Annotated in this window: 16 protein-coding genes and 2 pseudogenes; 9 read left to right on the top strand and 9 right to left on the bottom strand. The window is 35.6% G+C overall.

What is annotated here, in order from left to right:
* The first annotated feature begins 531 nt into the window (after window positions 1-531).
* From FJR37_RS22980 to FJR37_RS27185, 5 genes are all read left to right on the top strand, one after another.
* Window positions 532-960 carry a type II toxin-antitoxin system HicB family antitoxin gene (locus tag FJR37_RS22980; protein ID WP_039201288.1) on the top strand — a complete coding sequence of 143 codons (429 nt, stop codon included), beginning with the start codon at window positions 532-534 and terminating at the stop codon, window positions 958-960.
* On the top strand, window positions 957-1,379 hold the full coding sequence (locus FJR37_RS22975) for a type II toxin-antitoxin system VapC family toxin (protein ID WP_039200471.1): 423 nt from the start codon (window positions 957-959) through the stop codon (window positions 1,377-1,379). Before FJR37_RS22980 ends, FJR37_RS22975 begins: the two co-directional genes overlap by 4 nt.
* 220 nt (window positions 1,380-1,599) lie before the next feature.
* The gene (locus FJR37_RS22970; RefSeq protein WP_052149784.1) at window positions 1,600-1,941 is read left to right on the top strand and encodes a hypothetical protein; all 342 of its coding nucleotides are present in this window, start codon (window positions 1,600-1,602) and stop codon (window positions 1,939-1,941) included.
* A gap of 95 nt (window positions 1,942-2,036) precedes the next feature.
* Window positions 2,037-2,222: a hypothetical protein gene (locus FJR37_RS27190; RefSeq protein WP_235334900.1), complete on the top strand. Its 186-nt coding sequence runs from the start codon at window positions 2,037-2,039 to the stop codon at window positions 2,220-2,222.
* Window positions 2,191-2,373, top strand: coding sequence for a type II toxin-antitoxin system VapC family toxin (locus tag FJR37_RS27185; protein WP_235334898.1), 183 nt, complete (start codon window positions 2,191-2,193; stop codon window positions 2,371-2,373). Before FJR37_RS27190 ends, FJR37_RS27185 begins: the two co-directional genes overlap by 32 nt.
* Before the next feature lie 571 nt (window positions 2,374-2,944).
* On the opposite strand, the gene FJR37_RS22960 is transcribed toward FJR37_RS27185, so the two are convergent.
* Entirely contained in the window at window positions 2,945-3,250 is a 306-nt protein-coding gene (locus FJR37_RS22960; protein ID WP_052149783.1) for a barstar family protein, read from the bottom strand.
* A gap of 199 nt (window positions 3,251-3,449) precedes the next feature.
* Here FJR37_RS22960 and FJR37_RS22955 point away from each other — a divergent pair, with 199 nt between their 5' ends.
* Complete coding sequence (locus FJR37_RS22955) at window positions 3,450-3,824, top strand: hypothetical protein (protein ID WP_039200470.1); 375 nt, start codon at window positions 3,450-3,452, stop codon at window positions 3,822-3,824.
* Window positions 3,821-4,246, top strand: coding sequence for a type II toxin-antitoxin system VapC family toxin (locus FJR37_RS22950; protein WP_039200469.1), 426 nt, complete (start codon window positions 3,821-3,823; stop codon window positions 4,244-4,246). Before FJR37_RS22955 ends, FJR37_RS22950 begins: the two co-directional genes overlap by 4 nt.
* Window positions 4,247-4,464: 218 nt before the next feature.
* On the opposite strand, the gene FJR37_RS22945 is transcribed toward FJR37_RS22950, so the two are convergent.
* From FJR37_RS22945 to FJR37_RS22905, 8 genes are all read right to left on the bottom strand, one after another.
* Complete coding sequence (locus FJR37_RS22945; protein WP_039200468.1) at window positions 4,465-4,662, bottom strand: hypothetical protein; 198 nt, start codon at window positions 4,660-4,662, stop codon at window positions 4,465-4,467.
* Between the two features lies 1 nt (window position 4,663).
* On the bottom strand, window positions 4,664-5,161 hold the full coding sequence (locus tag FJR37_RS22940; protein WP_052149782.1) for an Imm30 family immunity protein: 498 nt from the start codon (window positions 5,159-5,161) through the stop codon (window positions 4,664-4,666).
* A gap of 33 nt (window positions 5,162-5,194) precedes the next feature.
* Entirely contained in the window at window positions 5,195-5,548 is a 354-nt protein-coding gene (locus tag FJR37_RS22935) for a hypothetical protein (protein WP_039200467.1), read from the bottom strand.
* Window positions 5,549-5,561: 13 nt separating this feature from the next.
* Entirely contained in the window at window positions 5,562-5,927 is a 366-nt protein-coding gene (locus FJR37_RS22930; protein WP_039200466.1) for a papain fold toxin domain-containing protein, read from the bottom strand.
* 631 nt (window positions 5,928-6,558) lie between these two features.
* Window positions 6,559-6,735 carry a barstar family protein gene (locus tag FJR37_RS22925; RefSeq protein ID WP_083881526.1) on the bottom strand — a complete coding sequence of 59 codons (177 nt, stop codon included), beginning with the start codon at window positions 6,733-6,735 and terminating at the stop codon, window positions 6,559-6,561.
* Between the two features lie 111 nt (window positions 6,736-6,846).
* Window positions 6,847-9,534 carry a hypothetical protein gene (locus FJR37_RS27180; RefSeq protein ID WP_254434643.1) on the bottom strand — a complete coding sequence of 896 codons (2,688 nt, stop codon included), beginning with the start codon at window positions 9,532-9,534 and terminating at the stop codon, window positions 6,847-6,849.
* Window positions 9,535-9,821: 287 nt separating this feature from the next.
* The gene (locus FJR37_RS22910) at window positions 9,822-10,592 is read right to left on the bottom strand and encodes a PP2C family serine/threonine-protein phosphatase (RefSeq protein WP_168467212.1); all 771 of its coding nucleotides are present in this window, start codon (window positions 10,590-10,592) and stop codon (window positions 9,822-9,824) included.
* A gap of 164 nt (window positions 10,593-10,756) precedes the next feature.
* Window positions 10,757-11,413 (bottom strand): VWA domain-containing protein, encoded by a 657-nt coding sequence (locus FJR37_RS22905; protein WP_168467211.1) that lies wholly within the window; start codon window positions 11,411-11,413, stop codon window positions 10,757-10,759.
* 577 nt (window positions 11,414-11,990) lie between these two features.
* Between FJR37_RS22905 and FJR37_RS27850 the strand changes: the two are divergent.
* Window positions 11,991-12,470, top strand: a pseudogene (locus FJR37_RS27850) (gamma-glutamyltransferase); the annotation flags it as partial.
* A gap of 105 nt (window positions 12,471-12,575) precedes the next feature.
* Window positions 12,576-13,619, top strand: a pseudogene (gene ggt, locus FJR37_RS27845) (gamma-glutamyltransferase); the annotation flags it as partial.

Raw genomic sequence — 13,619 nt, 5'->3', positions numbered from 1 at the left:
TCGCAATGACTGTAAATATTTTTGTCCAATTACTTAATTCCTTGAGGGGGAGATAATTGATAAGAGTATACCCAAGCCGTTTAACAGCGATAAAGATATTTTTAGGCGGCCAGCATTACAGATATATCTTCATATTTTGCTAATGTTTGTATCTGTAACATAATGCACCTTGTTTTCAACTTCCCAATAGCTGCGAATCTTCTGTGCAAAAACATCAGATGTAGCTCTGAATGAAGCAATATAATAACGAAGTCCATCAAATCCTGTACATCCTTAAATCCTGGTAATCCTGATTCTGACAACCACCACAAACAATCTTCAAATAAGAAGCTAGGGAATAAATTCCCTGTCTAAAAGCTAAAGTCGGTTTAAACCGACTATTGGGAATGATGGAATATTATATTTATCTTCATCAGGTAAAAAGTCAATCAAATCCTGTATATCCTTAAATCCTGGTAATCCTGATTCAGACATTAACTATTTTCAAGCATCATGTTATAATAAATTCAGCGTTAGAAGAGTAAAAATATCATGATTTTAGATGTAAAAAATGCTCTTTCCACAATTGCACCCAAGTTAACTTATGATGTGTTGATTGAGAATCAAGAAGATGGGACGGTTAAAGCTACATTGTTAAGCTTACCAGAATGTCAAGGTTTAGGTACAAATAAAGAGGAAGCATTAAATAATCTGATTCAACTTTTTCAAGCACGAAAACCAGAAATAGTAACTTTAGGAATTGAACCAGATAAAACAGAACATCCTTGGATGAAATTTGCAGGAATGCACAAGGATAATCCTCTTTTTAATGAATCACTAGAAAATATAAAAAATGAAGGTAATGCTTGGGATGTGCTAGAGGCATTAACAGGAACTATTGAAGCACCAAGTGATTGGTCAAGTCAACATAATCACTATTTATATGGTACTCCTAAACATGACAATGAGATCAGAGAATGAATCAAGAAAGACTATTTTTAGATACAGTATTTATTCAGGCTTTATTAAACAAGAATGATCAATACCATACTCAAGCTAAAGCATTATTACCAAGGGTAAAAAATGCCGTTGAAGTATGGGTAACAGAAGCCATTTTAATAGAAGTTGGTAATGCTTTAAGTGCAGTGAACCGCACAGCATCAGTTCAGTTTATTAATCAGTGTTATCAAACAGATAATATCAAAGTTGTTAGTGTAGATACAACGCTTCTGATGCGTGCGCTGGAACTTTATCACAGTCGTCAAGATAAAGATTGGGGTCTAACAGATTGTATCTCATTTGTTGTTATGAAAGAACAGGGTTTAATTTATGCTGTAACGGCTGATATTCATTTTGTTCAAGCTGGTTTTGTGGCTTTATTAAGGAAGCTAGAGAATTAATCTACTCTGAGGATTTTCAGGATATTTTTTGTCTGAATCAGGTGGTTATCGAGCGAAGTCGAGATAATGTCCACCGATTAAAGGATTAACAGGATGATAAAATATAAAATGGACGATTGCTAATAAAATTCTATAAATCTTAAAATCATGTAGATGATAATTTTAACTTTCTTCAAGTATTGTGTTATAATTAATTCAGAGTTAGAAGAGTAAAAATATCATGATTTTAGCTGTTAAAAATGCTCTTTCCACAATTGCACCCAAGTTAACTTATGATGTGTTAATTGAAAATCAAGAAGATGGCACGGTTAAAGCGACATTATTAAGTTTACCAGAATGTCAAGGTTTAGGGAATACAGAAACGGAAGCAATAGAACAATTAGATAAAATTTTGCAAGTTCGTTTAGGAAATGCTAAGATTGTGACTTTAGAGATTGTCGCACCAAAAACAGAAAATCCTTGGCTAAAAATAGCGGGTAAATATAAGGATGATCCGCAATTCGATCAAATGCTAGAATATATAGAAGAATATCGTCGTGAACTAGATGCAATTAATGAATAAAGGTTAATAAAGAAGTGGATAATTTAAGAATATTAGATACAGATCATCTATCTTTATTATAGAGAGGCAATTCATTAATTAGACAGCGATTAACTATGTTCAATCCTGAAGATATTGCCATAACTATTATCACCGCTACAGAACAACTACGGGGAAGACTGAATATTATTAACAGGTGTGAATCAGCGAATGAATTAGTTTTAGCTTATGCTAGGTTAGAGGATACATTAGAAGACATAAATAGTCTAAATGTCCTACATTTTAGCGAATATTTACACTGAATTAGTTAAGCAAAAAATCCGCGTTGGTACTCAAGATTTACACATTGCTGCAATTACATTATCAGTCAATGGGATTTTAGTAACTCGTAATTTTAAAGATTTTGAAAAAGTTCCTAATTTGCGTTTAGAAGATTGGAGTATTAGTGAATAATGTCTGAATCAGGATATCCACCGATTAGAGGATTAACAGGATGTTTTTTAGAAAATATAGGTTTTTGTGAATGATAGGAAATATATTTTTCTCTGAATTAGAATTTATAATCATTAATTATTCACAGAAAATCTACAAACTACAATCCTGTACATCCTTAAATCCTGGTAATCCTGATTCAGACAACTACAACAAGCAATCTTCAAATAGGAAGCCAGGGAATTAATTCCCTGTCTAAAAGCTAAAGTCGGTTGAAACCGACTATTGGGAATGATGGAATATTACATCTATCTTTATTAGGTAAAAAATAAATCAAATCCTGTACATCCTAAAATCCTGGTTATCCTGATTCTGACAACCACAACAAAAAATCTCCAAATAGGAAGCCAGGGAATTAATTCCCTGTCTAAAAGCTAAAGTCGGTTGAAACCGACTATTGGGAATGATGGAATATTACATCTATCTTTATTAGGTAAAAAATAAATCAAATCCTGTACATCCTTAAATCCTGGTTATCCTGATTCTGACAACGACAATAAACAATCTCCAAATAGTGAAAAAGTAACTTTACCTATTTGTTAATAACTAAAAAATTGAGAGGAATATTATTAGCTTCCCAGTATTCTTTGGCTGAATTTAAAATATCCAATGCTATTTGGTACTGTGTCGGTTCAGCTTGAGCAAAGATATCAGCATGATTATATAATATGACATATCTTTGAGCCGGACACCATGTTAAATCGGTGATACATTCATCAAAAGCATCCCAGTTAGCACCGAAGTATGGAGGAAATTCCATTGCTTCAGCAGCTTGTTTTAAAAATGTTTGTTTGCTATTGATTTTTTTACCATCAAGATAAAAAACTTTATGATTCATAGATTTATGGTGAGGAAATAGGTTAGTAAAATTGTCAGAATCAGGATGTCCACCGATTAAAGAATTTACAGGATGATAAAATATAAAATGGACGATTGTTAATAAGAATCTATAAATCTTAAAATCATGTAGATAATAATTTTAACTTTGTTCAAGTATTGTGTTATAATTAATTCAGAGTTAGAAGAGTAAAAATATCATGATTTTAGCTGTTAAAAATGCTCTTTCCACAATTGCACCCAAGTTAACTTATGATGTGTTGATTGAAAATCAAGCAGATAGCATGGTTAAAGCTACATTATTAAGTTTACCAGAATGTCAAGGTTTAGGTGCTACTAAAGAAGAAGCTTTAAATAATCTTATTCAGCTTTTTCAAGCACGAAAACCAGAAATAGTAACTTTAGAAATTGAACCAGTTAAAACAGAACATCCTTGGATGAAATTTGCAGGAATGTTTGAGGATGATCCACATTTTGATGAAGTGCAGGAATATATAGAAGAATATCGTCGTGAATTAGATGCAGAAATAGAGGAATATTATCAAGAAATTGAAAATCAGGAGCATATAAAATGAGTTTATGGGTACTTGATACAGATCATGTTTCTCTCTTTCAACACAGAAATCCATTGATTGTACAGCGTGTTAATAGTGTCAAATTTGAAGAAATTGCCATAACTATAATTACTGCTGAGGAACAATTGCGCGGTAGGTTTAATGTTATTAGAAATGCCTCATTGTCGGATAAATTAGTATTAGCTTATGCAAATTTTCAGGCTAATTTAGAGTTTTTTAAAACTGCCAATTTACTGCAATTTAGCGAAGCTGCGGGTAATATTTACACTGAATTAGTTAAGCAAAAAATCCGCGTTGGTACTCAAGATTTACGCATTGCTGCAATTACATTATCAGTCAATGGGATTTTAGTAACTCGTAATTTTAAAGATTTTGAAAAAGTTCCTAATTTGCGTTTAGAAGATTGGAGTATTAGTGAATAATGTCTGAATCAGGATTACCAGGATTAACAGGATGTTTTTTAGGAAATATAGGTTTTTGTGAATGATAGAAAATATATTTTTCTCTGAATCAGAATTTATAACTATTAACTATTCACAGAAAATCTATAAATAACAATCCTGTACATCCTTAAATCCTGGTAATCCTGATTCAGACAACCACAACAAACAATATCCAAATAGTGAAAATGTAAATTGACCTATTTGTTAATAACTAAAAACTTGAGAGGAATATGATTAGATTCCCAGTATTCTTTAGCTGAATTGAAAATATCCAATGCTATTTTGTACTGTGTCGGTTCTGCTTGAGCAAAGATATCAGCATGATCATATATATTTTCCTTGAATCTATGTACACAAAGACGGAGAAGATGCTCAAACCACAATATTTTTAGCATTTTATTTCTTGACCTCGTTTACTTGTAGTCTTTTCAAAGAAGGACGTTCTCCTACTAAAATACCACGAGGTCCTTCTATATGATAATTTATTTGATTAATAACACTTTCTTCTAACAGATCATAGATAAAATGATGAGGGTTTTTACGCTTTATTAATTCTAGACCGTGACAATAAACTCCACACGCTGATACATCATTTAAAATCCGGCTGTGAATAATTCTTGTCCATTCAGGTGCAGTTATCATTAATTGAGGGACAACATGAATAAATGCTGTAATTTGCTTCTCCATATCAAAAGATTCCAGAAAATGAATTAAGCTAAACATCACTTCTGGCTGTTGACATTGATCATCTAAAATTAGATGATAGGCAGATAATTTATTTTCATTAGGATTTTCAGCTATTTCAGCTAAAGCATTTTCAAAATTTGTAACTTGTTTTTCTGTTTGCATTAAGCGATTTTCTTGCAAGGTTGCCAATAAATTATTGTGATTCATTGTTTTGTCCCTTATTTTTAAAAAGTATAACGATTACACCATACTTCCCGAACTTACTTTTATATTTTCTTGCTGTTTAGAAATAGAATCTGTTTGTGTAAATTCATTAAATAATTTAAAAAATTCCTCAAAGGCAGTATTTTCATCTTTAGAGAAAAATAAAATTATCTGATCCCACGTTTGATTATAAGCAACATTATATTTTTGTTGTATCCAAGTTTGAAAATTTGAAAATTCTTGTTCTTGTACAGTTTGAGGTATTTGAATTTGACGACGGGCAAAACTGTAACCAGCTATAAATGTGCGAAGGTTAGCGATGGTTGCTTTTCCTAAATACATAGCTGGACGTTTTTGGATATTGCGGATTAAATCGTATAAATCTAACATAATATTCCTCTGGTTAAAATTCTGTTTCAGTAATTTGAAATTCCCCACCTAAATCTTGTATAACGCAATATAAGTTATTTATCCAGTTTACCCTAGAAACTCCTTCGGTGTGAATGTTGTCAAAAATTAGTTCTTGTCCATCAATTTCTACTGCAATAGCATAATGTCTACCGTTAATGGAGATGTTTTGTTGTAAAACTTCATGGTAGATATTACAGAATGGGTCTTCTGTACTTCCTGTAAACAAGTTAATTTCTCTACCAGGTATTTTCTGATTAATCAGGAATTGACGCAAAGCCATAGCACAAGGAACACATTCAAAAATATGAAATTGTTCGGCTATATCATTTAGTTTACGGACAATATCATTATTAGTCATGAGGTAGGATATTTTTAGTCAGATTAGAAGAAATACGGAAAACTATAATCAGAGTAAAAATACCATGAATTTAGGAAGCCGGGGCATAAATTTTATTATTTGTCAGAATCAGGATATTCACCGATTAGAGGATTTTCAGGATGTTTTTTAGAAAAAATAGGTTGTTGTGAATGATAGAAAATATATTTTCCTCTAAATCATAATTTATAATCACTAAACATTCACAGAAAACCTACCAATAACAATCCTGTACATCCTAAAATCCTGGACATCCTGATTCAGACAACCACAAAAAACAATCTCCAAATAGCCAGAAGCCAAGGAATAAATTCCCTGTCTAAAAGCTCAAGTCGGTTTAAACCGACTATTGGGAATGATGGGATATTACATTTATTTTCATCAGGTAAAAAGTCAATCAAATCCTGTACATCCTTAAATCCTGGAAATCCTGATTCAGACAACCACAACAAAAAATCTCCAAATAGTGAAAATGTAATTTTACCTATTTGTTAATAACTAAAAACTTGAGAGGAATATGATTAGCTTCCCAGTATTCTTTGGCTGAATTTAAAATATCCAATGCTATTTGGTACTGTGTCGGTTCAGCTTGAGCAAAGATATCAGCATGATCTTATGATATCACATATCTTTGAGCCGGACACCATGTTAAATCGGTGATACATTCATCAAAAGCATCCCAGTTAGCGCCGAAGTATGTAGGAAATTCCATTGCTTCAGCAGCTTGTTTTAAAAATGTTTGTTTGCTATTGATTTTTTTACCATCAAGATAAAAAACTTTATGATTCATAGATTTATGGTGAGGAAATAGGTTAGTAAAATTGTCAGAATCAGGATGTCCAGGATTAAAGGATTTACAGGATGAAAAAATAAACGCTTGCTAATAAAATTCTATTAATGACTACTTTAACCGCCAAATCTTGATAGTGTCGTCACTACTCCCACTAGCCAAGGTTTGACCATCGGGGCTGTATGCTATTGACTCAACAAACCAAAAATGACCTTCAAGGGTTTGCAGTAGCTTTCCTGTGGTTTGCAGTAGCTTTCCTGTTTTTACATTCCACAGTTTGATAGTATTGTCAATACTCCCACTAGCCAGAGTTTGACCATCGGGGCTGTATGCTACTGAAGTAACCGAGCTAGAATTACCTTTAGCCAGGGTTTGACCATCGGGGCTGTATGCTACTGAAGTAACCGAGCTAGAATTACCTTTGAGGGTTTGCAGTAGCTTCCCCGTTTTTATATTCCACAGTTTGATAGTGTCGTCATAACTACCACTAGCCAGGGTTTGACCATCGGGGCTGTATGCTACTGAACTAACCGAGCTAGAATGACCTTTGAGGGTTTGCAGTAGCTTTCCTGTTTTTACATTCCACAGTTTGATGGTGTCGTCATAACTACCACTAGCCAGGGTTTGACCATCGGGGCTGTATGCTACTGACCTAACCGAGTCAGAATGACCTTCAAGGGTTTGCAGTAGCTTTCCCGTGTTTACATCCCACAGTTTAATAGTCTTGTCATTACTCCCACTAGCCAGGGTTTGACCATCGGGGCTGTATGCTACTGACCAAACCAAGTCAGAATGATCTTCAAGGGTTTGCAGTAGGTTTCCCGTTTTTACATTCCACAGTTTGATAGTCTTGTCATTACCTCCACCACTAGCCAGGGTTTGACCATTGGGACTGTATGCTACTGAGCTAACCGAGTCAGAATGACCTTCAAGGGTTTTTTCTAAAGAGATACTACTAGGTAAATTTGCAATTATAGATATGGGATTGACTGGAAACACGCGATAACGTGCATAGCCATAGATTTGAGTTCCCATTAATCCCAGTATGGCGGCAGTTCTTAGTAATGGAAATAGAAACTCCGGGTCGATATTCTTTGCAAAAGACTTTATTTGAAGCGTTTGAGTGATGACAGTTTGAATTAGACGTTTATAAACTGGTGTTTGAGAGACTTGATAAGATAGATTTCCAGACTGATTAGTTGGTGAAATTTGAGATTGATTTTGCTGAACTGAAGATGAAGTATTTGTAGTAGATGTTGCTGTTCTTTGGGTGATGACAGGTTGATTTTGAGGTTTAGAAACTGCTGGTTGCGTAACTTGAGATTGAGTTTGCTTAACTGCGGCTGAAGTATTTGTATTAGTATTTCCCGCAATTAGGTTATTAGCTTCAGTTTGACTAATTAGACTTATTTGGTTTGAATCTTTTAGTATTATTTGTGGAGTATTACAACTTGATTTTTGATGTATTTCAAGAGTTCCCGTAATTTTGATATAACTTCCAACCCAATTACTTAATTGAGTAATTGTTAAGCTTCTGGAATTAGATAAATTTTTTAAACCTTCTGAAAATATAACAATTGCAAAAGGACTATAACCGTTGACGAGACTAGAAACGTTACCAAAGTTAATAAAGAATATATTTATGCTGCTAAGATGGCGAGTATTAGCAACTTGACCAACTACAGTTATTATCTTTCCTTCTTGCTTAACCAGTTCCAAGGTGTTAGTAGCTGCAAAAATCGTTGATTCCTCAACAACAGATGGTTTTGCTTTCACAACACCAGGAAAAATATCAACACCAAGATTTGTAGAGCGATCGCACCAATAACAATTACCAAAAGTTCTACTATAATAATGACTATCTACCCTGCCACATATAGTCAAATTATCATTCCCTGTTCTTAAAGCCTTCAACCACTCCCTAGCTGTGGGGCGTAAATTGGGATTTTTATGACCATCATTAAAGCATTTAAGAAAACATTCCCGAATTGCTGGATGAACAATTATCATGGGAATTGTTATCGGTACAGGTTCAATTAAACTATTTGCTGAATACAGCCATAAACCCTGACGGATAATTTCATCAGGTTCTGGATTTTCCCCCGCACCGGTCCATTTTCCCTGAAAATGATTATTACCACTAAATAATAATTGATAGATAATTACCCCTAACCGGAATCTATCATGTACTTCCGTTTGCTCAATACTAGCAAAATCTTTTCCCATTAATTCAGGTGGTGTATAACCTGGTGAACCAACTAAACAACGATAAACCTTACCATTTTTCGGATTTTTTACCTGAAAAGAATCTGTATCAATAATTGAAGGTAAAGCCCGATTATTCACTAAAATATTTTGTTGTTTAATATCTCCCAATACATAACCAGCAGCGTGCAATGCTTCAATAATTGAAACAATATTCAGCGCTGTTGTGTGCAGAAACCGCCAATCAATCTCAAGTTTTGACGCTTTACGAAGACTGGAATTATAAACATTAATAAGTTCTTTTCCATCCTTAATTTCTGGCATCAAAAAGCCCACACAATCACCCTGAGCATTTTTCAACGCCGACTTAGGCCAAGCAAAAGAAACATGATTAAGATGGGAATTTGGTTCTGTGGGTGGATTTGCTATCATTACCGCTAACTTCTGCACCCGTTCAGGTGTTGGAGAATGGTAAATTTTCGCTAAATAACCTTTTTGATTAGTTCGCCAAACTTTCGCTTCACCACTATTAGCAATCTCTTCACCCAACAGAGTAATTGATTTTCCCGTACTGGCACAGGTAAGAACTGTCATATAATTTTAATTAGATGGGTTGAAATAAATATCAAATGGTATTTGAAAAGTTGCAAAGTCAATTTTTGACCCCTCTCCAAACCTCTCCCCTGCAAGGGGAGAGGCTTTAAAACTCCCTGTACAAAAATTCATTTTTTCATGTCCCCTCTCCTCTTAGGAGAGGGTTAGGGAGAGGTTCTTAGAAAATCCCCCTGCAAGGGGAGAAGCTTCAAAACTCCCTGTACAAAAACTCATTTTTTCATGTCCCCTCTCCTCTTAGGAGAGGGTTAGGGAGAGGTTCTTCTCTACTAAATCTCCTTTCCAAAAAGACACAAAAGCAAAGTTTTATCATCATCAGTGCGAGAATTTAACCTTTCAGAATTGAGAAAATCAATTACATATTTTTCATCATCTTCTGGTTTATCTGTTTCTCGCAAATATTCCTCCAAAGGTTTAAAAAATGGCGCATGAGGTTTCCAGTCACTCAAGCGAATTGCCACTTTTTCTAATCCATCAGTAGAAGCACAAATAAACTCTTTTTTTCCTGAAATTACCTGTACCTGCATTTCCTCTAGCGCATTAGCTGAAGTGACAAAAGTTGTTTCGTTGAAAAATTCTCCCTTATCTGGTTCAAACAACAATTGATATTCTGCATCTTGGGAACTCACCACCATAAATCCATCCCCAATTTGCATGGCTGCAACCCATTCAGGAGTCGCTATAAAAACTAACAAAGTACAAGCTAAATCATGAACAGAATAATCATTATTATCTGCTTTTTTATTTAACGCAGTAATAACATCCTTGACAAACTTAGTAAAAACTTCCTTAGCTTCCATTTCCGAAAGTGGTTGAGAAAACCCTTGTTTATCAATATCAGCAAAGCATTTAATTACAGTTTCTACCGCCAATTCAGCACCAAAATGAGAATATTTAGCACTCCCAGCACCATCAGCAACTGCGCCCACAATCACATCCTTAAAAATGCGATAATTTCCGCAGTCTTGACAAGGTATTGGTATTTTTTGCTTTTGATGACTCGTTCCCACAGCAGAACGCGCTATAGCTTTCCAACCCACAATAAATAAATCCTGTATATTTTATTAGACTTTATAACCCCTCTCCAAACCTCTCCCCTGCAAGGAGAGAGGCTTTAAAACTCCCTGTATGAAAACTAATTTTTTCATGTCCCCTCTCCTCCTAGGAGAGGGTTAGGGAGAGGTTCTTCTAGCTTATACACCCTCTAAGTAGTAATTTGACCCCATCCCACCGGCGGTAATGCCACAGCTTCCCCTACTTTGCCACTAGAAACCCGTTTCATAGAAGTGGAAAGCCAAACAAATAAAGAGCGAAAATCTAAGCCATTCAGCGTCACTGGAGGACGTTCTGGAGGTGCAATTTGTCTGAGTTTGTTCATATCTGCACCTTGAACACCAACAGTAAAAAACAACATTCGCCGCTGTTCTTCTTCTTCCCTCACCCTTTGCGCTGCACCCTCCCAAGCATCTGTAGGCGCACCATCGGTAATTAAAAATACCCAAGGACGATAATAAAGAACACCGTTATCCTTATAAGACTGTTTGCGGGTTTCTAATAAATTCAAAGCATATTCTATGGCTGCACCCATTGGTGTGACACCCTCTGTTTCTAGCTTAGGCGGTGTAAAATGGTCTATAGTGACAAAATCTTGTGTTAGTCGCACAGGTCCAAAGGTGACAATGGCAACTTCTACACTTAAAGAGGCTTGAGCATCTTTCATCACATCTTCCTTGAAAGCTGCCAAACCTCTATTTAACTCCTGGATAGGTTGTCCTGACATTGAGCCAGAAGTATCAAGCAAGAGAATTACCGGACAACGATTTTCTGGGTTTTCCACGAATTCAGGTAAACCTACTGGCATTTTTGATACTCCTGGTTAATCAAGGTGAGATGCAAAATGTATAAACTAGATGTTACTTGTTACTACATAGCTTAACATGGATGTTTGTACGGAATCAATACCCATAATGTCTAAATATTTAGTTTCATATTTATTTTTTCCCAATATCATGGATAACGTTGCTAATAGCATTTTCACAAATCATCAGTCATCTTATTTGATACGAACCACAGAGGCACAGAGGACGCAGAGGTGGAGAGAAAGGAGATAAATATAGAACGCAATTTACCATGACATACTAGTACCGCTTCGCGGAAGTCAAAAGTCAAAAGTCAAAAGTCAAAAATAATATGGCGTAAGCTTTTTGGTGATTGAGAATGGTTGTTTTATTTACGCCGTGCTGTACTAGACATAGCCCGGCATCCTGTGGTATGATGAATTGGGTATTTTATGATTATTTTAACTGAAAATACAATTAAAAATGCCCATAATCACTAAAACCCAACGTCTCATCTTCTCTTTTATCTCCCTTGGTGCTGTCCTCTCTTGCCAAGCTGTATCAGCTACTGTCACCGTACCCCTCCACACTAAAAAAGGGATGGTTGTTTCCGCCAATCCCTTAGCCAGTGAAGCCGGACTTTTAATGTTAAAAAAAGGCGGAAATGCGGTAGATGCAGCAGTAGCTACAACCTTCGCTATTTCGGTTGTTGAACCTTTTTCTGCTGGGATTGGTGGCGGTGGTTTCTTACTATTACATTCTGCAAAAACAGGGGAAATTAAAGCTTTAGATTTTCGAGAACGCGCACCGATAAAAGCTACTAAAAATATGTATTTAGATGCTAATGGAAAAGTGCGCCCTGGTGCGAGTATTACTGGTTATTTAGCAGTAGCAACTCCCGGAACTGTAGCGGGAATGTATGAAGTCCATCGTCGTTATGGTAAGTTACCTTGGCAAGAAGTTGTTAAACCAGGAATTGCACTTGCTAAAAATGGTTTTATGATTAGTAATAGAGTTTCCTGGCGTTCTTTTCCAGCTTACGAAATCCGTAAACAAGCAATACTAAATAACCCAGCCGCTAAGGAACGCAAATTTAATAACCTGCAATTCTGATGTAACCTGGAATGGTGCGTTACGCTGTCGCTAACACACCCTACTTTTGCACCTTATTTAATTCACATTCCTAAGGAAATATTTACTCGCAATGGTGAATATTATCAACCAGGAGAAAAGCTCATACAGCGAGATTTAGGTAAAACTTTAGAAGCGATTGCTGAGAATCCCCAAAGTTTTTACACTGGGAAAACTGCCGAAATCCTCGCCGCAGATATGGCAAAAAATGGCGGTTTAATTACTCTTGAAGATTTAAAAGCTTACAAACCAATTTGGCGAACTCCTGTATGTGGAAACTTTCGCAAGGCTAAAATCTGTTCTATGCCACCACCATCATCAGGAGGGGTTCATTTATTGGAGATTTTAAATATTATCGGTGATACAGATTTACAATCATTAGGATGGCATCATCCCGACGCTATACATTTAATGATAGCAGCAATGAAAATTGCTTATAGCGATCGCGCAAAATATTTAGGTGATCCTGATTTTGTGAAAGTCCCCGTTTCTGAATTAATTAGTCCAGCTTATGCTCAAAAACGCCGCCAAGAAATTAACATGAATATGGCGACACCATCAACAGAAATAAAACCTGGACTCAAAACTTCAAAATTTCATGAATCAACAGAAACGAGTCATTTAAATGTAGTTGACGCAGACAGAAACGCTGTTAGTTTAACTTTTACAATTAATCTCGGCTTTGGTGCGGGGATTGTCACACCGGGAACAGGAATAGCTTTAAATAATGAAATGGATGATTTTTCTGCTGCACCAGGAGTACCAAATGCTTTTGGATTCGTGGGGAATGAAGCTAACAGTGTTGCTCCCAGAAAAACGCCTCTTTCTAGTATGACACCCACCATTGTTACTAAAAATAATCGCTTGCTGATTGCTGTTGGTGCGCCTGGTGGTAGTACGATTATTACTCAAGTATTGCAAATTATTGTGAATGTTTTAGAATATAAAATGGATGTGGGTGCAGCGGTTTCTACCCCACGGATACATCACCAGTGGCTACCTGATGAATTGCGAGTAGAAGCATGGGGTTTAGATGCTTTAACTTTGGCAGATTTACGCCGTCGGGGACACACAATTAAGGAAACTATACCTTGGGGG

The organism is Aphanizomenon sp. UHCC 0183 (genome assembly GCF_009712065.1).
Lineage (GTDB): Bacteria > Cyanobacteriota > Cyanobacteriia > Cyanobacteriales > Nostocaceae > Dolichospermum > Dolichospermum heterosporum.
The sequence above is the reverse complement of the archived record's forward strand: the minus strand, read 5'-3'. Positions and strand labels throughout refer to the sequence as shown.

Excerpts from the sequence above, each read along its gene's own strand:
- FJR37_RS22955 (WP_039200470.1), top strand. The coding sequence starts at position 3,450 with ATGATTTTAGCTGTTAAAAATGCTCTTTCCACAATTGCACCCAAGTTA.
- FJR37_RS22975 (WP_039200471.1), top strand. The coding sequence starts at position 957 with ATGAATCAAGAAAGACTATTTTTAGATACAGTATTTATTCAGGCTTTA.
- FJR37_RS22930 (WP_039200466.1), bottom strand. The coding sequence starts at position 5,927 with ATGACTAATAATGATATTGTCCGTAAACTAAATGATATAGCCGAACAA.
- FJR37_RS22905 (WP_168467211.1), bottom strand. The coding sequence starts at position 11,413 with ATGCCAGTAGGTTTACCTGAATTCGTGGAAAACCCAGAAAATCGTTGT.
- FJR37_RS22960 (WP_052149783.1), bottom strand. The coding sequence starts at position 3,250 with ATGAATCATAAAGTTTTTTATCTTGATGGTAAAAAAATCAATAGCAAA.
- FJR37_RS22940 (WP_052149782.1), bottom strand. The coding sequence starts at position 5,161 with ATGAATCACAATAATTTATTGGCAACCTTGCAAGAAAATCGCTTAATG.
- FJR37_RS27185 (WP_235334898.1), top strand. The coding sequence starts at position 2,191 with ATGTCCTACATTTTAGCGAATATTTACACTGAATTAGTTAAGCAAAAA.
- FJR37_RS22950 (WP_039200469.1), top strand. The coding sequence starts at position 3,821 with ATGAGTTTATGGGTACTTGATACAGATCATGTTTCTCTCTTTCAACAC.
- FJR37_RS22935 (WP_039200467.1), bottom strand. The coding sequence starts at position 5,548 with ATGTTAGATTTATACGATTTAATCCGCAATATCCAAAAACGTCCAGCT.
- FJR37_RS27190 (WP_235334900.1), top strand. The coding sequence starts at position 2,037 with ATGTTCAATCCTGAAGATATTGCCATAACTATTATCACCGCTACAGAA.
- FJR37_RS22980 (WP_039201288.1), top strand. The coding sequence starts at position 532 with ATGATTTTAGATGTAAAAAATGCTCTTTCCACAATTGCACCCAAGTTA.
- FJR37_RS22970 (WP_052149784.1), top strand. The coding sequence starts at position 1,600 with ATGATTTTAGCTGTTAAAAATGCTCTTTCCACAATTGCACCCAAGTTA.
- FJR37_RS27180 (WP_254434643.1), bottom strand. The coding sequence starts at position 9,534 with ATGACAGTTCTTACCTGTGCCAGTACGGGAAAATCAATTACTCTGTTG.
- FJR37_RS22925 (WP_083881526.1), bottom strand. The coding sequence starts at position 6,735 with ATGAATCATAAAGTTTTTTATCTTGATGGTAAAAAAATCAATAGCAAA.
- FJR37_RS22945 (WP_039200468.1), bottom strand. The coding sequence starts at position 4,662 with ATGCTAAAAATATTGTGGTTTGAGCATCTTCTCCGTCTTTGTGTACAT.